This window comes from Labrenzia sp. 5N (genome assembly GCF_012395805.1).
Lineage (GTDB): Bacteria > Pseudomonadota > Alphaproteobacteria > Rhizobiales > Stappiaceae > Roseibium > Roseibium algicola.
Genome location: NZ_JAAZTM010000016.1, coordinates 183,159 through 203,114 on the forward strand (window position 1 = coordinate 183,159; position 19,956 = coordinate 203,114).

Annotated in this window: 20 protein-coding genes; 10 read left to right on the forward strand and 10 right to left on the reverse strand. The window is 58.2% G+C overall.

Features of this window, described 5'->3' with window-relative positions:
• Positions 1 to 78: 78 nt before the first annotated feature.
• The 3 genes from HEP89_RS16665 to HEP89_RS16675 form a co-directional block, all read right to left on the reverse strand.
• A complete protein-coding gene (locus HEP89_RS16665) occupies positions 79 to 1,437 on the reverse strand; it encodes a GH1 family beta-glucosidase (protein WP_168692548.1) in 1,359 nt (452 codons plus the stop codon).
• A gap of 107 nt (positions 1,438 to 1,544) precedes the next feature.
• Positions 1,545 to 2,228 carry a DUF2461 domain-containing protein gene (locus tag HEP89_RS16670; RefSeq protein WP_168692549.1) on the reverse strand — a complete coding sequence of 228 codons (684 nt, stop codon included), beginning with the start codon at positions 2,226 to 2,228 and terminating at the stop codon, positions 1,545 to 1,547.
• Positions 2,225 to 2,599 carry a TfoX/Sxy family protein gene (locus HEP89_RS16675; RefSeq protein ID WP_168692550.1) on the reverse strand — a complete coding sequence of 125 codons (375 nt, stop codon included), beginning with the start codon at positions 2,597 to 2,599 and terminating at the stop codon, positions 2,225 to 2,227. Before HEP89_RS16675 ends, HEP89_RS16670 begins: the two co-directional genes overlap by 4 nt.
• A 150-nt stretch (positions 2,600 to 2,749) precedes the next feature.
• Between HEP89_RS16675 and HEP89_RS16680 the strand changes: the two genes are divergently transcribed.
• The 6 genes from HEP89_RS16680 to HEP89_RS16705 all read left to right on the forward strand — a co-directional run bounded on the left by HEP89_RS16680 (position 2,750) and on the right by HEP89_RS16705 (position 7,928).
• Complete coding sequence (locus tag HEP89_RS16680) at positions 2,750 to 3,268, forward strand: dihydrofolate reductase (RefSeq protein WP_168692551.1); 519 nt, start codon at positions 2,750 to 2,752, stop codon at positions 3,266 to 3,268.
• 21 nt (positions 3,269 to 3,289) lie between these two features.
• Positions 3,290 to 3,763, forward strand: coding sequence for a GNAT family N-acetyltransferase (locus tag HEP89_RS16685; protein ID WP_168692552.1), 474 nt, complete (start codon positions 3,290 to 3,292; stop codon positions 3,761 to 3,763).
• Between the two features lie 232 nt (positions 3,764 to 3,995).
• Entirely contained in the window at positions 3,996 to 5,189 is a 1,194-nt protein-coding gene (hflK, locus tag HEP89_RS16690; RefSeq protein ID WP_168692553.1) for an FtsH protease activity modulator HflK, read from the forward strand.
• A gap of 2 nt (positions 5,190 to 5,191) precedes the next feature.
• Positions 5,192 to 6,127, forward strand: a complete 936-nt coding sequence (locus HEP89_RS16695; RefSeq protein WP_023000529.1) for a protease modulator HflC — start codon at positions 5,192 to 5,194, stop codon at positions 6,125 to 6,127.
• On the forward strand, positions 6,124 to 6,309 hold the full coding sequence (locus HEP89_RS16700) for a DUF2065 domain-containing protein (protein ID WP_023000530.1): 186 nt from the start codon (positions 6,124 to 6,126) through the stop codon (positions 6,307 to 6,309). The genes HEP89_RS16695 and HEP89_RS16700 overlap by 4 nt, the downstream gene beginning before the upstream one ends.
• A 131-nt stretch (positions 6,310 to 6,440) precedes the next feature.
• On the forward strand, positions 6,441 to 7,928 hold the full coding sequence (locus tag HEP89_RS16705) for a DegQ family serine endoprotease (protein WP_168692554.1): 1,488 nt from the start codon (positions 6,441 to 6,443) through the stop codon (positions 7,926 to 7,928).
• A gap of 461 nt (positions 7,929 to 8,389) precedes the next feature.
• Here HEP89_RS16705 and serB read toward each other — a convergent pair whose 3' ends face one another.
• Positions 8,390 to 9,280, reverse strand: coding sequence for a phosphoserine phosphatase SerB (gene serB, locus HEP89_RS16710; RefSeq protein ID WP_168692555.1), 891 nt, complete (start codon positions 9,278 to 9,280; stop codon positions 8,390 to 8,392).
• Here serB and miaA point away from each other — a divergent pair.
• From miaA to HEP89_RS16725, 3 genes are all read left to right on the forward strand, one after another.
• Positions 9,279 to 10,232, forward strand: coding sequence for a tRNA (adenosine(37)-N6)-dimethylallyltransferase MiaA (gene miaA, locus HEP89_RS16715; RefSeq protein WP_168692731.1), 954 nt, complete (start codon positions 9,279 to 9,281; stop codon positions 10,230 to 10,232). The two genes, serB and miaA, sit on opposite strands and share 2 nt — an antisense overlap.
• Positions 10,233 to 10,442: 210 nt before the next feature.
• On the forward strand, positions 10,443 to 10,982 hold the full coding sequence (locus HEP89_RS16720; protein ID WP_023000534.1) for a GNAT family N-acetyltransferase: 540 nt from the start codon (positions 10,443 to 10,445) through the stop codon (positions 10,980 to 10,982).
• An 80-nt stretch (positions 10,983 to 11,062) separates the two neighbouring features.
• A complete protein-coding gene (locus HEP89_RS16725; RefSeq protein ID WP_168692556.1) occupies positions 11,063 to 11,608 on the forward strand; it encodes a GNAT family N-acetyltransferase in 546 nt (181 codons plus the stop codon).
• Between the two features lie 22 nt (positions 11,609 to 11,630).
• On the opposite strand, the gene HEP89_RS16730 is transcribed toward HEP89_RS16725, so the two are convergent.
• Positions 11,631 to 12,209, reverse strand: coding sequence for a TetR/AcrR family transcriptional regulator (locus HEP89_RS16730; RefSeq protein ID WP_168692557.1), 579 nt, complete (start codon positions 12,207 to 12,209; stop codon positions 11,631 to 11,633).
• 119 nt (positions 12,210 to 12,328) lie between these two features.
• Here HEP89_RS16730 and HEP89_RS16735 point away from each other — a divergent pair, with 119 nt between their 5' ends.
• Positions 12,329 to 12,745, forward strand: a complete 417-nt coding sequence (locus tag HEP89_RS16735) for a hypothetical protein (RefSeq protein WP_023000537.1) — start codon at positions 12,329 to 12,331, stop codon at positions 12,743 to 12,745.
• Positions 12,746 to 12,831: 86 nt separating this feature from the next.
• Here HEP89_RS16735 and HEP89_RS16740 read toward each other — a convergent pair whose 3' ends face one another.
• From HEP89_RS16740 to HEP89_RS16760, 5 genes are all read right to left on the reverse strand, one after another.
• On the reverse strand, positions 12,832 to 13,377 hold the full coding sequence (locus HEP89_RS16740) for an adenylate kinase (RefSeq protein ID WP_286201054.1): 546 nt from the start codon (positions 13,375 to 13,377) through the stop codon (positions 12,832 to 12,834).
• Positions 13,378 to 13,513: 136 nt separating this feature from the next.
• The gene (locus HEP89_RS16745) at positions 13,514 to 15,070 is read right to left on the reverse strand and encodes a 2-isopropylmalate synthase (RefSeq protein ID WP_023000539.1); all 1,557 of its coding nucleotides are present in this window, start codon (positions 15,068 to 15,070) and stop codon (positions 13,514 to 13,516) included.
• Between the two features lie 566 nt (positions 15,071 to 15,636).
• Positions 15,637 to 16,725 carry an HD domain-containing phosphohydrolase gene (locus HEP89_RS16750; RefSeq protein ID WP_077292372.1) on the reverse strand — a complete coding sequence of 363 codons (1,089 nt, stop codon included), beginning with the start codon at positions 16,723 to 16,725 and terminating at the stop codon, positions 15,637 to 15,639.
• Positions 16,722 to 19,043 carry an ATP-binding protein gene (locus tag HEP89_RS16755; RefSeq protein WP_168692558.1) on the reverse strand — a complete coding sequence of 774 codons (2,322 nt, stop codon included), beginning with the start codon at positions 19,041 to 19,043 and terminating at the stop codon, positions 16,722 to 16,724. The genes HEP89_RS16750 and HEP89_RS16755 overlap by 4 nt, the downstream gene beginning before the upstream one ends.
• A complete protein-coding gene (locus HEP89_RS16760) occupies positions 19,040 to 19,543 on the reverse strand; it encodes a molybdopterin-dependent oxidoreductase (protein ID WP_168692559.1) in 504 nt (167 codons plus the stop codon). The genes HEP89_RS16755 and HEP89_RS16760 overlap by 4 nt, the downstream gene beginning before the upstream one ends.
• Between the last annotated feature and the right edge of the window lie 413 nt (positions 19,544 to 19,956).

Genomic DNA, 19,956 nt, shown 5'->3' on the forward strand with positions numbered 1-19,956 from the left:
GGAGAGGAGGCCAGGTTAAGTTAAGCGTGCGTGCTGGTTCCACTGATCCGCAATGCAGGGCGAATTCTCTAAGCGTTTTCACCCCTGCCGATGCGCTTCCAAGAAGTCCCGGTACCACAGGGCACTGTTCTTCAGCGTACGGACCTGGGTGCCATAATCCACATGAACGATACCGAAGCGCATCTTGTAGCCTTCGGCCCACTCGAAATTGTCCATCAGGCTCCAGAGGAAATAGCCCTTCACCGGAACACCTGCCTCGCGTGCATCGGCAATGGCACCGAAATGTTTTTCCAGATAGTCGATCCGGCGCTGGTCGTTGACGACACCGTCCTGCGGCTCGTCATTGTAACAGGCACCGTTTTCAGTGATGTAGCAGTCCGGAAGCGTGTAACGGGTGTCGAGATCCTTCAGGAGATCCGACAGGCCCTTTTCATAGACTTCCCAGCCGATATCGGTCAGCTCCGGCCCCGGAGTTGGGGGAACCGTCTCGGCCATTGGATAGACCGCGCTGGCATTGGTGTCTGCTTTCACGCGTAGCGGCGTGTAGTAGTTCAGCCCCCACCAGTCGAGAGGCTGGTGAATGGTTTCAAGGTCACCGTCGCGAATGTCCATGTGGTCGCCAAAGGCGCTGAGCACATCCGCCGGATAACTGCCCTCGAACATCGGTTCGAAGAAAATGCCGTTGTTGAACTGGAAGGCCCGGTCTGCCGCTTGCCTGTCCTGCGGTGTGTCGCTGACCGGATAGACGGAATGGGCGTTGATGACGATGCCCATCGGCAGGTCCGGCTTTACGGACCGGGCAGCCTGAACGCCCAGGCCATGTGCCAGGTTCAGCGTGTGCACAGTGGCTGCGAACGCCTCGATACTTTTTTCACCGGGAGCATGGATGCCGTAGAGATGGCTGAGATGACAGATGCACCAGGGTTCGTTGATGGTTGCCAGTGCGTCCATCCGGTCGCCGAGCCGTTTGACGACAATCTCCGCATAGTCCGCAAACGCTTCTGCCGTGCTGCGGGCGGTCCAGCCGCCATCGCCCGCCAGGGTCAGCGGCAGATCCCAGTGGTACAGCGTCGGATAGACCTTCAGACCACGGGCAACCATGCCATCGATCAGCCGGTCGTAGAAGTCGAGACCCTTCTCGTTCACCGGGCCTCGGCCATCGGGAAGAATGCGCGGCCAGGCGATGGAAAATCGGTAGGCGTCGACGCCGAGTGACTTGATCAGATCCAGATCGCTTTCCCAAAGATGATAATGGTCGCAAGCCATATCTCCGGAATGCCTCTGGTAAACGCGACCGGGCATCTTCGAAAAGGCATCCCAGATGCTGGGTTTGCGGCCATCTTCGCTGGTTGCGCCCTCGATCTGATAGGCCGCGGTTGCAACACCGAACAGAAAATCGCCGGGAAAACGGAGCGCAAGGTCTTTGGGAAGTGCCATGGGAACTCATCTGGAGTGGAAACGCGAATGCGATGGTCATAGTTTCCAAAGCGCTTTGGATCAAGTGATTTCGTCTTGCGTTCTGGGTATTCTCCGCAGCCAATGTGTCAGGTCAGGTGCGCGTGAAGCGTCATCAGCCAGCGCCAGAAAGGGAGTGCAGGTTCAATAACCCTCGCAATCGCTTCGTGGCCGTTTGCCCCCTGAAGCGACCCGATATCGCTGACGTCTCGCCAAACGGCGAGGCCCTTGTGCCGGGCAAGACCACTGCGCGGGTGGTCCGCGGGAAAGCCGCGAGGAACCTTGGCAAGATCTGGGGCGGACATTTCAAACCCGGCAGCCGTCATATGGGCGATCAGATCTCCGATGTCCTCGCCGTTGTCCGTCTCGAGTGTCTGGAGAAACGATCCGAGCACCGGTTTTGAAAACCGCATGCACCCTGCGCCGGTGCGCACATGGTCGGCTTCCACGGACAGGAAAAAGCTGGGCGGTTGCGCGTCCTTGCCCTGGAAAGCGGTGTCCTGCGGCCAGAAGGCCATGCGAACGTGGGTGTTATAGGGGGTCTTGTCCCTGGAAAAGCGCAGGTCCCTGTTGATGCGAAATTGCTTCGAGGTGAGGTTGTGTCCGCAAAGCCGCGAGAGCGTTTCGGCAAGCCTGCCGCGAAGCTCGTCGGCCGGATCCCTGACGAAGCGCTGGTAATCGGCCTTGTGCGCTTCAAACCAGTCCCTGGTGTTGTTGGCGGCAAGCTCTTCCAGAAAACGGAAGGTTTCTGGCTGAAAACCGGAGCCGTTCATTTTGCAGTCTTTCCGGTTTTCGGTTTTTTAGGCTTGGCAGCCTTGGGCGGCAGTGCGCTGACATAGGATCTGGCCATATCGATCCAGCTCTTCAGGTCTTCGTCGCTTTCGATTCCGTCCGGCTCGACCCGGATAAAGCCGGGCATGGGCCGGCCCCCCATCTTGCAGACCGAGGCAAAGGGCCTTGCTACCGCCTCTTCCTGCTGTGCGGTTCCCACACGTGCCATCAGTCCGCGTTTGGAGGCGCAGACCAGCATGTTGCCGTCGACCATGAAACAGGTGGACCCGAACATGCGCTTTTGCTCGACATTGTCATCCGGGATCAACGCGCGGGTGCGTTCGATCAAGACGGTTTCCATCAGGTCGGACATTCCGAAAGTCTCCTTGTCGTGGCGGTCCAGTTTCAAGGACGTGCCAAGGGGCGCTTATCCGACAGCCTGGCAAGAAAAATGTCTGCGGTTTTTCCTGGCTCGCGTTTCCATGCTAGGAGGCGTTTGAGGAATTGAAAACCGGATTCGGAGATGGCTTTGCCGGAACTTGTCTTGATTGCCGCGGTGGCACGAAACGGGATTATCGGGTCCGATAACGACATGCCCTGGCGGTTGCCGTCGGATCTGAAGTATTTCAAGCGGCTGACGCTTGGAAAGCCGGTGATCATGGGGCGCAAGACGTTTCTATCGTTCGGCGGCAAGCCTTTGCCGGGACGTCCGCATGTGATTGTTTCCAGGGATCCGGAATATGCGCCGGAAGGTGCGGAAGCTGCGACGTCCCTTGAAGAGGCGCTGCGACGGGGAGCGGAACTGGCAGCGGATCTTGGCGTCGACCAGGTCATGTGCATCGGCGGGGGGCAGCTTTATGCCCAGGCGATCGGCAAAGCCGACCGTCTCGAGATCACCGAGGTGGACGCGCAGCCGGCGGGAGACACCCGCTTTCCGGACATCGATCCGGCGGTGTGGCAGGAAGTCGGTCGCGAGCCGGGCCAGCGCACCGAACGCGACAGCGCAGATTTCACCTTCGTCTCCTACCGCCGCAAGGCTTGAATACCTATCGGATCCGTTGTCATGAGTTTACCCGCCAATCTAACGGCCAGATGGGCCACTTTCGATGAGCTAAGCCTCAACGACCTCTATCAAGTGCTCAAACTGCGCCAGGATATATTCATTCTGGAGCAGGCGTCTTTTTACGCCGACATCGACGGCAAGGACCAGACGGCGCTGCATTACCTCATCAAAGACGAGGAGGCAGGAGCGCTTCTGGGCGCAATCCGCCTGTTCACAGAGCCGCAGCATGGCCGTGCCCGCATCGGCAGGGTGGTCATTGCCAAGGCAGGCAGGGGGAGCGGGCTCGGGCGTCTCATGATGCAAGCCGGCATCGACAAGGCGGAGGCCCTGGTTCCGGGGTGCGAGATCCACGTTTCCGCACAGGCTTACCTGGAGGCTTTCTACGGCTCCCTGGGCTTTGTGACGGTGTCTGAAGAATACATTGAGGACGGTATTCTGCATGTCGACATGATCCGTTCCGCCAACGTGAACTGAGCCCGTCTTTTCGGGGCAAATTCCGGCGGGGTGCGGCCAAATGTTCCGTCGGTCTTGACAGTCTCTCCATTTACCACCACCTGCGGCACGGGAACACGCGGGTTTTGGGAGGTTTTTACGTGGGGCTTTCCGTTGAAAGCATACGGTAACCTCCCTATAACCAACGGTGAGTCAGAACGGGTGAAAATCCCTGTCCGGGATAACGTGCCGGACGACAAAGAAGGAAGTTTTGATGCCTTGGAGCAATCAGTCAGGTGGCGGTGGCCCCTGGAAAGGTGGCGGAAACAACGGCGGCCCTTGGGGCAGCGGCGGTGGCGGCGGCGGTAACGGCAACGGCCCGTGGGGTGGAGGCTCCAACCGTGGAGGCGGAAACCCACCCGATCTTGAAGAGCTCCTGAAACGCACCCAAGACCGCATGCGCAACGTCCTTCCGGGCGGTGGCGGCGGCGGCCTGGGTTTCATCGGCGGCGGGATCGTGGTCGGCGTCGCGCTTATCGTCTGGCTGGCCTTCGGCTTCTATGTTGTCGATGAAGGCGAGGTCGGTGTCGAGTTGGTACTCGGCAAGGTCGAGGATCAGACCCCTCCTGGCCTGAACTACAACTGGCCTTATCCGATCGGTGAAGTTTACACCCCGAAAGTCGAACTGCAGCGCGAAACCACTGTTGGCACCGAAGAAAACGTCAGCAGCTCCGGCGTTGTGCGCGCACGCGACGTCCAGGAAGAAAGCCTGATGCTGACCGGCGACGAAAACATCGTCGACGTCGGTTTCAAGGTCCTGTGGCGTATCCGGAATACCAACGAGGGTATTGCCGACTTCCTGTTCAATATCCAGGATCCGGAAGCGACCGTGAAAGCCGTGGCCGAAAGCGCGATGCGTGAGGTTGTCGGCGGATCGAAGATCGACTCCATCCTGACGGAAAATCGTGTTTCCATCCAGAACGACGTTGCCAGCCTGATGCAGAAGACACTCGACAGCTATCAGTCGGGTATCGAGATCGGCGAAGTCCAGATGCAGCGCGTTGACCCGCCTGCGCAGGTTATCGACGCCTTCCGCGACGTGCAGGCCGCACGCGCCGACGAAGAGCGTATCAGCAACGAAGCCAAGGCCTACGCCAACCGGGTGGTTCCGGAAGCGCGCGGTGAAGCAGCACGCGTTCTGGAAGCGGCAAACGCCTACAAGGACCAGACCATTGCCGAGGCAACCGGTCAGTCCCAGCGTTTCACCAAGATCTACGAAGAATACAGGAAAGCACCGGACGTGACCCGTGAGCGTCTGTATCTCGAAACCCTGGAAAAAGTTTTGGGCTCGAACAACAAGATCATCATCGACAGCGACGCGACAGGCTCCGGCGTGTTGCCGTACTTGCCGCTGAATGACCTGAACGGGCGTCAGACCGCCCCTGCACAGCGCGCGGGAGGCAACTGATCATGCGTAGTGGTATCCTTGCAATCGTCCTGCTGATCGCAGCGGTCGTCGCTTACCTTTCGGTCTTCATCGTCAATCCGACCCAGCAGGCACTTGTCCTGCAGTTCGGTAAGATCGTCGAACAGCCGAAGAAGGAACCGGGTCTCTACTTCAAGATCCCGTTCGTTCAGAACGTCGTCTACTTCGACAAGCGCATCCTGAACCTGAACATGCCGCCGCTTGAGCCGATCACCTCGGACAAGAAGCGTCTGATCGTGGATGCCTTCGCGCGGTACCAGATCTCCAATCCGGTGCTGTTCTATCAGCGTGTCCAGAACATCCAGACCGCCAACCGGCGTCTGTCGACGTTCCTGCAGTCCTCGCTGCGTTCGGAAGTCGGCCGCACCAGCTTCGTGGCACTTGTTCGCGACGACCGTACCGGCGTGATGGAAAACATTCGCCGCGATATCGATGCCAATGCCGAACAGCTCGGCATCGAGGTGATCGACGTGAAGATCCGCCGTGCGGATCTGCCGGACGCCAACTCGCAGGCGATTTACGCCCGTATGCAGACCGAGCGTCAGCAGGAAGCCACGGAAATCCGTGCGCAGGGTGAAGAAGCTGCTCGCAGGATCCGGTCCCGTGCGGATCGCGACGCGACGGTTCTTGTTGCTGAAGCACGCCGTGACTCGGAAATCATGCGTGGTACCGGTGACGCTGAAAGAAACAGGATCTTTGCCGAGGCATTCGGTGCCGATCCGGAATTCTTCGCCTTCTACCGGTCCATGCAGGCCTATGAGGCGGGATTGCGGTCCGGCGATACCAGCCTGGTGCTGTCGCCTGATTCAAGCTTCTTCCGCTTCTTCAAGGACCCGACCGGTATCTTGCCGGCTCCGGGTGCCGATGGAAACGGTAGCCAGGGCGTATCCGACCGGAATCCGTCGCTCGCTGCACAATGAGCGAACTGGTAACGGCGCTCGGCCTGGTCCTGGTGCTTGAAGGTGTTCTCTACGCGCTTGTGCCCGGTGGCATGAAGTCCATCATGCGCAGCGCGCTGGAGACACCGGACCAGACCTTGCGGGCAACTGGCCTGATCGTGGCGGTTATCGGCGTATTTCTTGTGTGGATCATTCGCGGATAACGAAAAGTTTTCGGGCGGGAGGCGCAAAATCTTCCCGCCCGTTCTATATTCTGAACCAAGGACCGGAACAAACCCATCGACTGTCAGCATTCTGACTGCAGTCCAACCGGCTGGGATGAGGAGAAAGCCCTATGGCTCCACTAAGTATTCGCCGTCGGATGACCAGGATCGCCGCAGTCGCGGCGGGCATCGTAATCGGTGGAATGGCAGCTTTTCAGCCTATCCAGGCAGCATACGCACAAGGACCTGTGTCCGTCGCGGATCTGGCGGAAGGCCTCGCGGATGCAGTGGTGAATATTTCCACCGCTCAAACCGTGCAGGGCCGCCGTTCGGTGCCGATGCCGCAGGTTCCGGAAGGTTCGCCCTTCCAGGAGTTTTTTGAAGAATTCTTCAACCGGCAGAACCGGGACGACGACCAGCCGCGGCGGGTTCAGTCGCTGGGTTCGGGCTTCGTCATTGACGGGGAAGCCGGCATCATTATCACCAACAATCACGTTATCGAAGGCGCGGACGAAATCACCGCCAACTTCAACGACGGCACCAAGCTGAAGGCGACGCTCCTCGGTACCGACGAGAAAACCGATCTCGCAGTGCTGCAGGTGGAGCCGACCACGCCTCTGAAGGCGGTCAGTTTCGGCGATAGCGACGCCATTCGCGTCGGCGACTGGGTGATGGCGATCGGCAACCCGTTTGGTCTGGGCGGCACCGTGACCGTCGGTATCGTGTCCGCACGAAACCGCGACATCAACTCCGGTCCTTACGACAACTTCATCCAGACGGATGCCTCCATCAACCGGGGTAACTCGGGCGGACCGCTGTTCGACATGGAAGGCAACGTGATCGGCATCAACACGGCCATCATCTCGCCGTCCGGCGGCTCCATCGGCATCGGCTTTGCGATCCCGGCCAACACCGCCATGAACGTGATCGATCAGCTGCGCAAGTTCGGCGAAACCCGCCGCGGCTGGCTGGGTGTTCGCATTCAGGAAGTCACGGACGAGATTGCCGACAGCCTGGCAATGGACAAGGCCATGGGCGCGCTGGTTGCCGGTGTGACCGACGATGGTCCGGCGGCCAAGGCGAAAATCGAACCGGGTGACGTGATCATCAAGTTCGACGGCAAGGATGTCGACACGATGCGCGAACTTCCGCGCATGGTGGCGGAAACCGAAATCGGCAAGGAAGTCGAAGTCACGGTTCTGCGCAAGGGCGAGGAAGTCGCCATCAGCGTGATCCTCGAGCAGCTCGTTGAAACCGAGGTGACCGAAGCCAGCGCAACCGAGGAAGAAGAGCCTTCGGAAAAGCCGGTCGAAAAGAGCGAAGTGCTCGGCATGTCACTTGCCGTTCTGGACGACGCCTTGCGCAAGCAGTTTTCCATCGATGAAGACGTCAGTGGTGTTGTGGTCACGGAAGTGAAGCCAGGCACCTCTGCGGAGGAAAAGCGCGTGATGGCCGGCGATGTCATCAAGGAAGTCGCTCAGGAAACGGTCGAGACGCCGGAAGACGTCATGGCCGAGATCGACAAGCTGAAAAAAGACAACCGCCGCTCGGCCCTGCTTCTGCTGGCCAATCCAACGGGTGATGTCCGCTTCGTTCCGGTGCGGATCGAAGACGAGTAATCGCAGTCTCCGTCAGGACCTGAACATTAAAGGGCGCCGAATGGCGCCCTTTTTTCTGTTTTCAATCACCTGCACGCTCTTCCTGAAGACGGCTGAAGGTCTGTCTGGAAAGGGAAGGGAGGATGCTTTGGACAAGGGGCCCATCCTTCGAGACAGCGCTCCGCGCTTCCTCAGGATGAGGCTGATGGGGGGCGGAGTTGGGGGCTTGGAGGATGTTGATGGATTTGGCGAGTTGGATGTGCCGTAGGGCGAATTGACGGTTTGTAGCCTAACCACTTCGAAGAGTTTTGTGTTCGGTATCCCCACACACTCTCCCTCATCCTGAGGAAGGCCGGAGGCCTGTCTCGAAGGATGGGCTGCATACTCCGTCGAAAGGTTCTTTCCTTGAAAGACAAGAAGGACCGCCCGCGCGAGGCGAGGAACCGAAACCGCTCAAATCAGGATTGCCGCAGGCCCGCGCCTTAACTCAGAACGAAATCGCTTTCCGCGTAGCCTTGCAGGTAGAGCAGGGCCGTGAGGTCGCCGTGGTCGATGCGGAAGTCGGCGGCGGCGGCGACTGCCGGTTTGGCCCTGTAAGCGACACCGGCTCCGGCACGTTCGATCATGGCGAGGTCGTTTGCGCCATCTCCGACCGCAAGCGTATCTGCGAAATCAAGGCCGTGCTCCGCGACGAGATATTCCAGGCGGGTGCGCTTGGCCTCGCGTCCGAGAATCGGTTCTCCGACCTTGCCTGACAGTTTTCCGTCCACTTCCAGCAGCGTGTTGGCCTGGTTCTCGTCAAAACCGATCAGCGTCGCGACAGCAGATGTGAAATGGGTGAAGCCACCGGAAACAAGGGCGCAGTAAGCGCCGTTCGCTTTCATCGTCTGTACCAGCGTACGGCCGCCCGGCATCAGCTGGATCCGCTTGCTGAGCACCGTTTCGATAGCCGACACCGGCAATCCGGCGAGAAGGCCAACACGTTCGCGCAGGGCCGGTTCAAAATCGATCTCGCCGCGCATCGCCCGCTCGGTAATTTCCGATATGCGATCCTTGAGGCCAAGTTCAGCCGCCAGTTCGTCGATGCATTCCTGGCGGATCATGGTGGAATCCATGTCGGCGATCAGCAGGTGCTTGCGGCGGCCGGCTTCCTTCTGCACAAAGACGTCGACGGGGGCACGACCAATCACTTCGCGCAAGAGACCGTCCGCGGCACTTGCATCCAGACCCTCAAAGCGGATATCCGCTGCCACACCTGCAGAAAGACGGGTCGAGGTTCCGGTAACGCCGAGTGCATCGGATGCCTGCCGAACCAGATCCTCGTCGACTGCCGGCGCAGCAGGAGTGGACACCAAAGTGGCAACAAAAGACATGGACGGTTCCCTGGACGACGATGACGGCACGCCCGCAACTGCCAGGCGCGCCATTCTGATAGCCGGGCCGACAGCCAGCGGCAAGTCCGCTTTGGCGTTGACGCTGGCCAAAAGGCTGAATGGTGTCATCGTGAATGCAGATTCCATGCAGCTTTACGAAGACTTGCGACTGGTGAGCGCACGCCCCAGCGTGGCGGAGGAGGCTGAAGCACCTCACAGGCTATACGGCGTGTTGCCTGCATCGACTGCCTTTTCGACCGGCGACTGGCTGCGCCTGGCGGAACGGGAACTGCAAGATGCCTGGGGAAACGGCCAGACGCCTATCCTCGTCGGTGGCACCGGCCTCTACTTCAAGGGGCTGACGGAAGGCTTTGCGGAAATGCCTGGCATTCCGGAAGAGATCCGTGCCAGGGCGAGATCCATTGCCGACACGCAAGGTGTGGAAGGTTTGAGGCAGCAACTGATTGCCGAGGGGGATCCTGAGTCTGCCGAGGCGCTGGTTGATCCGCAACGTCTTGCCCGTGCATTGGAGGTTCTGCTGGCAACCGGCCGCCCTCTGAAGGCATGGCAACAGCACGCCCAGTCATCGCCTCTTCTCAAGCCGCAGGCGTGTCACCGGATCGTTCTGGCACCTCCGCGGCCCTGGCTGCATGAACGTATCGAGCAACGGGCCAGGTTGATGGTTTGCGAAGAAGGCTTCAATGAAGTGCGGGCCCTGCTTGAACAAGGCCTATCGGATAAGTTGCCAGCGATGAGGGCAATCGGCGTGCCGGAACTTGGCGCCTATCTTGCCGGAAAAGCCGATTATGCAGAAACCATCCACAGGCTGACTGTTGCAACGCGTCAATACGCAAAGCGTCAGGAAACCTGGTTTCGCAACCAGATGTCGGATTGGCAACGGGTTGATCCTTCAAACCTAATTGAGATGGAGGCCTTTCTCCGAACGGTTTGACGGCTCAGCGTCAACTTCTGATGTGTGCGGTGCAGCAGTGGTTTGAGCGTAACTCTTTGGTATTGCGAATATATTTTTGTCAAAATTGATCTTATACTTTTGTCTGCCATGGCAATGGCACAATTCAGGGTTACATGGCTAACATGCGTTCGGTGGCGGGATTCGCCGCCGCTTGTAAGGCCTGAAGAAATCCTAGACTGGGAGGTCACGGTGCAGACGATCATACTCGAATGCGGTTCAGTGCGGCTCGTCCCTTTCAAGCCAACCGATATTCATCTCGTCAAAGATCTTCACTCCGATCCTTACGGCAACCGATGTACAGAATATTCCACCAATTGCACCGTCGTTGATGCGGAAGAACTGGTGCGGTCTGCTCAGCAGAACCAGGACGACCTCGGGTTTGCCAAGTGGAAGGCGGTGTCTTCCGACGGGGCATTTCTCGGCTGGGCCGGGTTTACGCCTGTCAGCGAAACTTCCGAGATCAGTCTGAACTATTGCCTGCGTCTCGACGTACTGGATCAGGACCCGGATCTGCCCAAGCGCCTTTGTGCCGCCTTGTCAGACTGGTTCTTCGAAAACACCTATTTTTCCCATCTGGTCGCTGTGGTGCGCACCGACAACCGGACCATGCGAGAAGTGGTCAAGGGCAACGGTTTCTATCACCGCGAGAGCAAAGTGATTGAAGGCATGCAGGCGGACGTGTTTCAGCTCCTGAGCCCGTCCATGCAATCCTATCTCATGAGTGCTTAGGCATTTTCGGGGCTTACGGGACCTCGGGAAATGCGTCGGGACCGTGTCTGCCACGGTCCCTTTTTTTGAGAGTAACCCATTTGAACACACCCATTCTGACTACAGGCAGGCTGCGCCTGTTGCCTTTTTCCGAAGATGACTTCCCATTGTTGCAGGACCTTCATTCAGACCCGGAGGTCAATCGCTATCTGTCTCCGGGACCGGCGATCATGGATCCGGAGGAAGTGCGCCGGCGGCTGGCGAATTACGTCGGCGATCACCGGGGCACCGGGATGTCCAAATGGAAACTGGAGACGGTTGAGGGAGCCTTTATCGGCCGGGCGGGGTTTTCGTTCGAAAGGAACCCGGAAGGTTATGAACTCGGCTACAGCCTGAAACGGTCAGCCTGGGGGAAGGGTTATGCGAGCGAGATCGCGCGGGCTCTTGTCGGTTGGTTCTTCGACACCACACAGAACGATCACATGCTTGCCTATGCAGTCGCGGAGCATAAGGCTTCGCAGCGGGTGATGCAGAAGGCAGGACTGCGTTTCTGGCGGGAAATAAGGAAGCATGGATTGCATTGCCGGTTCTACCGGATCACGCGCCGGCAATATCTTCAGTCTCTGGAGCCTGGCACGGGCGGTTGATCGCTTGAGTGATTGGTCGCCATCAAACGCCGGCGGCCTGCAGGGCGGCGGGCAGGGCGGCCGCTGTCACGGTTTCGGCAAGGGCCTCATCAGACATGGCCCGTGCCGTGGTCAGTCCTCCTATCAGGAGACTGAGAAAAACCCAGGCGCGGTTCCGCCGTTCAGACGGGGTGCCTTCCTTGAGCCCCTCGGCAACGAGTGCTGCTATTTCCTGCATTTTGTCATCATAGAGTTTGCGGGTCTCAGGCTTGGCCCGTGCGACATCGGGCGATAGCGCGGTCATCGCACAGCCGCAGGCGCGGTCCTGCCGATGCGCCGTGCCGAGATAATACCGTGCAAATGCCTCGACCCATTTGTCGCCGAAACGTTCCCGGTAGTCAGGAATGTTGGTGATTACTTCGTCCAGTCCCTGTTCCAGCGCGGCGTGAAAGGCCCCGTCCTTTGATCCCAGGTGCGCGTAGAATGCACCCGAAGTAGCACCCGCCGCCTTTGCGATCGCGTCGACACCAACCCCGGAATATCCTTCGCTTCGGAAGGCCCTGCTTGATGCGTTGAGCAAGGCTTTTTGGGTTTCTGCCTTGCGAAGTTGTTGTTTTGCCATGCGGTTCTCTCAATTAAAGAGCGGTCGTTATATATTCTGTTGACTTCATAACGATCGTTACATAAATAGGGTGTGTCAGAAAATATAACGAACGTTATATTTAATTGAGAGGAACGGAAATGCCACTTGCACTCAATTACACCCAGGGCGTGATGAGCGAAGATGCCGGTTTGAAAGCAGGCAGGAAAATCACCGAAGCCTTCCTGAAATGGCACGGGCTTGGCGGCAACAAAGTCATGACTCCGAACGTGACCATGCAGATACAGGCACTGCCGAAGAATGGGGCGCTGTCCGGCGGCGAGCCGGTGGAAGGGGCGTGGCTGGAATGCAAGACGCCAAGTTTTGCCCTGGCCGCGCGGGACGTTCAGGTCGGGTTCTTCAAGGAAGCAACAGATATCATCGCTGCGGCGGCAGAAGGTCGTTTGCCACGGGACCGCATCTATTCAAACGTGGTGCACACTGTGGACGGGACCTGGAACCTGGACGGCGAAGCCATGACCAACAGCCAGCTTTCCGAACGGATTTCGCAGGGTTGACGTCACAACACGAACTGAAAAGGGGCCGCTTCTGCGGCCCCTTTTGGGGGATGAAGTGGCACTTTACCGGCAAGCCACGGCAGAATTCAGGAAACCTGTCCGCTCTTTATTGAGACGAGGAAACGCTTCAGCTGTCGGGGACGGATGAAGACATGGCTCACTCCGGAGAACACCCTGATGCTTTCCAGATCACGTTCCCGCCGCGTCCGCCTGTAGTTCAGAACGAACTTGAAAAACGGCCAGTCGAAGCGCTCCAGGCAGCCATCCGGCAATTCGCCGCTGCGGGTGCCACCGCGGCCGAGAATGGAGCGCTTCAGCACTCTCGTCGCACAGAGAAACGTCTTAAAATCGAGATAGATGAGCGTATCAGCCGCTTTGAGGCGAAGGTCCAGGGTGCTGCCGTAATTGCCGTCCATGATCCAGCGCGGGCGAGCGATCAGCTCTTTCATGGTGGCGCGCCAGACTTCGGGGGAAGGGCGCTGCCAACCCGGTTGCCAGTAATGACTGTCAAGATGAATGACGGGCAGGCCGGTCAGGTCGCTCAAGGTTCGGGCCGCACGGGACTTGCCGGCCCCCGGGCATCCGGCGATCACCACGCGCTTCATCTCTCCGTCTGTGCCAAGGCTTTCCACCCGTTTGTCCTCCCCGACAAAACAAAGCCTCCTGAACCTTACCGGAAAATCGGTGGTTCAGGAGGCTTTTCGTGTCAGGTCCGAAATCGGGCGACAATACAGTCACCTTGATCCGGAGCTTTTGGTGGTTCCGGCGTTAGACGGCAGCAAGCGCGCCCGGGTTGCCGGTCTGCTGGCGCAGGGCCAGCTTGTTCATGGCCGAAACATAGGCACGGGCGGAAGCGACCAGTGTGTCGGTGTCCGCTCCCTTGCCCGTGGCAATGCGGCCGCCGGCCTCCAGGCGCACGGACACTTCGGCCTGAGCGTCGGTGCCTTCGGTCACCGCATGCACCTGGTACAGCGACAGCTTGGCTTCATGCGGCACGATTGCCTTGATGGCGTTGAACGTGGCGTCGACAGGACCGTCGCCCGTCGCTTCCTTGGTGACGTGCTGGCCGTTGACGTCCATGGTCAGGATCGCCTTCTGCGGGCCACCCGTACCGGCAATTACCGTCAGCGCAATCACCTTGGTGCTTTCGCCCAGGATGCTGATTTCGTCCTCCACCAGGGCTTCGATATCCTCGTCGTAGACGTGTTTCTTGCGGTCGGCGAGGTCCTTGAAACGGCGGAAGGCATCCTGCAGGGCATTGTCACCCAGTTCGAAGCCCAGTTCTTTCAGCTTGTCGCGGAAGGCGTGGCGGCCGGAATGCTTGCCCATGACCAGCGAGGTGGCTTTCACACCAACATCTTCCGGGCGCATGATTTCATAGGTTTCGGCGTTTTTCAGCATGCCGTCCTGGTGGATGCCGCTCTCGTGGGCAAAGGCGTTCTTGCCGACGATCGCCTTGTTGTACTGAACCGCGAACCCGGACGCGCCCGCCACCATCTTGGAAGCGCGAACCATGAATTTCGGGTCGATCTGGGTCATGTAGGGCAGGACGTCGCTGCGAGTGCGGATCGCCATGACGATCTCTTCCAGGGCAGCATTGCCGGCGCGTTCGCCCAGGCCGTTGATGGTGCATTCGATCTGGCGGGCACCACCGGCGACACCGGCCAGCGAGTTGGCAACCGCCAGGCCCAGGTCGTTGTGGCAGTGGACCGAGAAGATCGCCTGGTCGGCATTCGGTACGCGCTCACGGATCTGCTCGAACATGGACTTGTATTCGTCCGGGGTGGCGTAGCCGACCGTATCCGGCAGGTTGATGGTGGTGGCACCGCACTTGATTGCGGCTTCCACGCAGCGGCACAGGTATTCGATCGGCGTGCGCGTTGCGTCCATTGCGGACCATTCGACATCGTCGATCAGGTTGCGCGACCGTGTCACCGTGTCGGTGATGATTTCCAGCACCTGTTCTTCGGTCTTGTTCATCTGGAATTTCAGATGGATCGGCGAAGTGGAAACGAAGGTGTGGATGCGGCCCTTGCCGGCGTGTTTCACGGCTTCGCCGCAGCGGTCGATATCAGCGTGGATGGCGCGGGCCAGACCGGCAATGACCGAGTTTTTCGAGCGCTTGGCAATTTCGCTGACGGCTTCAAAATCGCCGTTCGAGGCAATCGGGAAACCGGCTTCGATGATGTCGACACCCATGTCGTCGAGAATTTCCGCGATCTGCAGCTTTTCTTCCAACGTCATGGAGGCGCCGGGCGATTGTTCGCCGTCGCGCAATGTGGTGTCGAAGATCCGGACCTGGTCCTTCTCGGAAGTGGCAGTCATGTCGTTTCGTCCCTGGCTTGGATCGGGCCTTAGGTCGCTCGGGTAAGGAAAGGCGTGGCGCGATCCGATGGTCGTGATGCGGTTTTTTGAAAACTCTCCCCTAAGTGCCCGTTCCGCCTAAAGACAAGCGAAGCAGCCGACGCTCAGGGGCATCTAAGAAGGAGGAGATCGCCAAGTAGAATGAGGCCGCCGCGCTGAGCCAGCGCGTTGCGAGAAGATCCAGAAATGTCGCGAACCGCGATCATGGGTCTGTCTTGGCCTTTGGTCGTCTTTTCAACTGGTCCGCCAAGCGTGGCGCAAAAGCGTGACCTGACGGTTAATGGGGACTGTTCATAAGTCAGGATGAACCATGATGCAACCAGCTTTTCCGAAGCTTGCACATTTGGAGCCCCCTTGGCCTGGCGTTTCAGGGATCGGCGATAGCTTGCGCAAACAAGATCTGAGCCGCTGCAAAGGCAGGAGGCAAAGGCATTGTGCCCAAAGCGGTTCCTCTCCCGCCGCGTTGATCGCACCCAATCCAGGGCGATTGCCGGTGTCTGTGGTAGACGCCTTGCGGACTGACCGCCTCAGCCGTTTTTGGCCAGGGGAATGGGCTCGTCGGCAAACCTGGCCTGGATCTCCTCCACTTCCTTCTTCTTGCTCAGGAAGGCGGCAATGCACTCCGGGTCGAAGTCGCTGCCTGATTTTTCTTCCAGAAAGCTGAAGGCCCGTTCGTTGGTCCACGCGGACTTGTAGGGGCGTTCCGTCGTCAACGCGTCGAAGACGTCGGCAACGGCCGCTATCCGGCCGACAAGTGGAATTTCTTCTCCACGCAGGCCATTGGGGTAACCGCTGCCGTCCCAGCGTTCGTGGTGTGTCGCGGCAATCTGGGTCGCGACCTGCAGCAGTCGGCAACTGGAGCCCTTGAGGATGCCGGCGCCGATTTCCGTGTGCCGGTTGATTTCTTCGCGTTCTTCCGGGGTGAGGGGGCCGCGTTTCAGCATGATACGGTCCGGAATGCCAACCTTGCCGATGTCGTGCATCGGTGCGGCCATCTTGAGGTCTCGCCGGAACTCCATGCTCATGCCGAGTTCTTCGGCAATCAACTCGCAGAAGTTCGCCATGCGAAGGGTATGCATGGCCGTGTCGAGGTCCTTGTATTCGGAAGCAAGGATCAGCCGGTGAACGATTTCCTCGCCGCGCTTCCGGAGTTCGGTCGTTGCCCTGTCGACTTCCTCTTTCAGCCATTCCGCCCGGGTGGCGAGTTTGCGCTGTGCCTCGGCCAGCTTGGTCAGGTTCCGGACACGGGCCTTGAATTCCACCACCTCGAGCGGCTTGTTCAGAAAATCGACAGCACCGGAGGTCAGGGCCTCGATGCGCGTGTCCCGGTCCTTGTCTGCCGTCACGATCACCATCGGCTTGTCAGTATGGGCGGGGTGCTGATGAATTTCCTTGATGAGCTCGATGCCGTTGAGGCCCGGCAATTGATAGTCGATGATCGCCACATCGAATTCGACCATGTCGAGTGCCGCGATCAGGTCGATGGGATGGGAAAAGCTGACTGCGTGGCATCCGGGGATGCGCTCCACAAGCCGTTCCATGATCATGCGGTTGGTGGGATCGTCTTCGACCAGCAGGATGCGGAAATCGGTGTCGGCAAGCGGTGTGTCGGTCATATCGCAATCTTCCGGTATCTGTTTTTTGCTTTTTCCAGCTCCACCGTCAGGAGTGTCACCTGGTTGGAGGTTTCGATGCTGGTGCGAAGTGCGTCCGCAGTTTTTGAGAGGGTCGTAAATCCGAGATTGTCCGCCGCACCTTTCAGTGTGTGCAGCAGCCGGTCGTAGCTTTCCGCATCACCCGAGCTTGCTGCCTCGGTGACTTGCACAACGAGAGTGTCGGCATTTTCAAAGAAGTCGTTCACCAGAGAATGGAAGATCTCGTCGCCAAGTTCCCCCCGCAGTTCAGCTCGTCTGGTATCCCCTTTCTCTTCTCCGGCAAGGCGAACCACGTTGGCGTTTGGTGTCGCTGCGTCGGATTGAGCCGCATGCCTCTGTTCCGTCGGTTCCGGAGAACCTGGGGATGTCGGCAGGTCGGTGGTGCCTTCTGCTGAAGTGTCCGAAGGACCATATTCACGCAGGATGGTCGCAAGCCTCTGGAAGGTGACGGGCTTGGACTCGAAGGCATTCATGCCCGCGTCCAGGCAGTCCTGGCGGTGCCGGTCGGAAGCATTTGCCGTCATTGCGATGATGGGCAGCATGTCGAATGGAGCGCCGATGTTCCGTATCAGCCGTGTTGCCGCGATCCCGTCGAGATCAGGCATCTGCACGTCCATCAACACGAGATCGAAAGTGGCGTCCTGCACACGTTTGATCGCCTCCCTGCCGTCGCTGGCAACGATGACTTCCTGACCCAGTCTCTCCAGCAACTTGGTTGCGACACGCTGGTTTATGACGTTGTCCTCCACGAGCAGAACACGCAGACGGGGGATCAATGCAGTTGGGGGCAAACCACCCTCCAAACCGGTGAGATTCGCCGCAGGGGCGTGTGCCAGTTGAACCGGCAAGGTGAAGCTGAAGGTCGCGCCTTCGCCAGGAATACTGAACACACCTATCGATCCACCCATCGCCTCGACGATCTGTTTGCAGATGGCAAGGCCGAGGCCCGTGCCGCCAAAGCGCCGGCTGATCGAGGAATCGACCTGGTGGAATGCGGTAAAGAGCTGCTTTTGTGCCTCTTCGGCAATGCCGATACCGGAATCCTTGACGCTGATCTTCAGTTCCAGGGTCTCGGCGACAACTTTTCCGGCAACCACATCGACGTGGATTGAACCGTTTTCGGTGAATTTCACGGCATTGGACAACAGATTGAGCAGGACGCGCTTCAGCCGGGTGGGGTCGCTCTTGATGAAAGCTTTTTCAAGTGTGGGGTCGATATTTAGCTTGAGCTCGTCATTCTGCTCGAGCGCCTTGCCTTCCACGACAGCTGCCGCCTCTTGCACCAGTTCGTCGAGCCGGAAGACAATCTGTTCGGTCTCAACGGATCCGTATTCGATCTTCGCAAAGTCGAGGATCTCGTTGATCATCTCCAGCAGTGCATTGCCGGAACTCGTGATGGTGCGGACGTAGCCGGTTTCTTCTTCCGGAAGCTGCTTTTGTGCCAGAAGTTCGGCCATGCCGAGAATGCCGTTCAGCGGGGTGCGGATTTCGTGTCCGATCGTGGCCAGAAACTCCGACTTGGCCTTGTTGCCGGCTTCTGCTGCCTCATAGGCTTTCTCGAATTCCGCTGCCGCCTTGTTCATGCCTTCCCGCGTCTGTTTCACGATGCGGACCTGCAGAAGCATGTGAAGGGCGAGAAAGAGCGCGGCGACGACGATCGCAAACATGAAGAGGAAGGCCAGCATTTGTGCCTGGAAGACGTCGTTGCGGGCTTCGGCGCGTGCTTCTGAGATTGTCGCGTTCGTGCGGACAAGAAATTCGTTCGTGGCGCTGCGAATTTTTTCGAGCATTTCTTCGACAGGCGCAAAGTCGATGTCGGTGTAATTCTTTTTCGCTGCGATTTCATTGAAGACAGGTTCGATGGCCAGGATCTTGGTCTGAATGGTCGTGATCCTGGATCTGAAGTTCGGACTTTGCTCGAAGAAGACGTTGTATTTGGAGTTGGCGAGGACCGAGAGACGCGAATAGAGGATGTCATAACGCGTTACGAGATCTCGCGGTGCTACGGCTTCCTGCGCCGCTTCGATACCGGCCTCGCCGATACGATATTTGACGTGTTGTACCAGCTCGTAGACGGCACGTGTTTCGCGGTCGAGCTGATAGACAGCCCAGATTGCGTCTTCACGGATAGCGTCATGCAACTGGCCTTCGCGTTTGACCAGCATCGTAAAGATGGCAAGGACTGTACAGACAAGAAAGATCTGGACGACGAGAACGGATTTCGTCGCCCTTGCTGCCTGTTCAACGGCCTTGCCGCCTATTTCGAGCTGACTTTTCACTCTACCACTTCAACTTCACGGATTTGCCAGACCGAACGGGAAAAGTATTTCTCGTTGAAGAGTTCCGGGTTCGTGTCGAAAGGGTAGATCAGGAACAGGGGGCCCTTGTCGCGAACGGACATGTAGTCGCCGTTCATTTTGGTCGCCAGCATGGTGTCGAAGTTCTCGGCATCTTCTACCGGCACTTCTGCACTGTAGTCGTTGAGAGCCCTGACGATCAGTTTGGAACCGCGTGCGCCAACTTCCTCCAGCACCGCGCGCAGCTGAGGGCCGGAAAATGCGGTGGTGCCTTCAGTCCAGGGAGTCTCGAGCGTCTTGGAGATTTCTGTAAGGCCTTCCAGCATCTCCATGTCAAATTCGGCGCTGTCACCTTTGTTGGTGTTCTTGATGTTTCCGGTCACAACGAGGACGACATCACCTGTTGGTGCAGGAAGGTTGGCAGCCTGAACGGCAGAGCTGATCATCAGCGCCCCAGCCAGGAGGCTCAGTAAGGTTTTCATGGCGTTTCCCTGTTTACTTGTGCGTTACTGTAATTTTTGACAGTAAACTTGTTTTCATTAGTTCCTCTGCGGAACTTGGATACGCCAAGAGCCTTTAATCAAATGCAAATTAAATGGGCAAACATCTGGTTAACTTCATCAAGTAAAGTAAATATTTTTGTCATTTATGTGTTTTAAATCAATATTTTAAAAGGTTGCGATGTGATGAATTTATTTAATTCGAGCACGAGTAAATGACACAGTGATGGCTCGCTGCAAGCAGGTAGAGTATTGTGATTTATTACTATTCAATGGCAATGCGCGTTTAAGCGTTTGGGTCTCATTCGGATGCGCGGAAATGGCGCTCAAGAAGCGACGATCCGGGCAGCGTTTCAACGGGATTGCGCCGAAACGCTTCCGTTGGCAAACAGCCG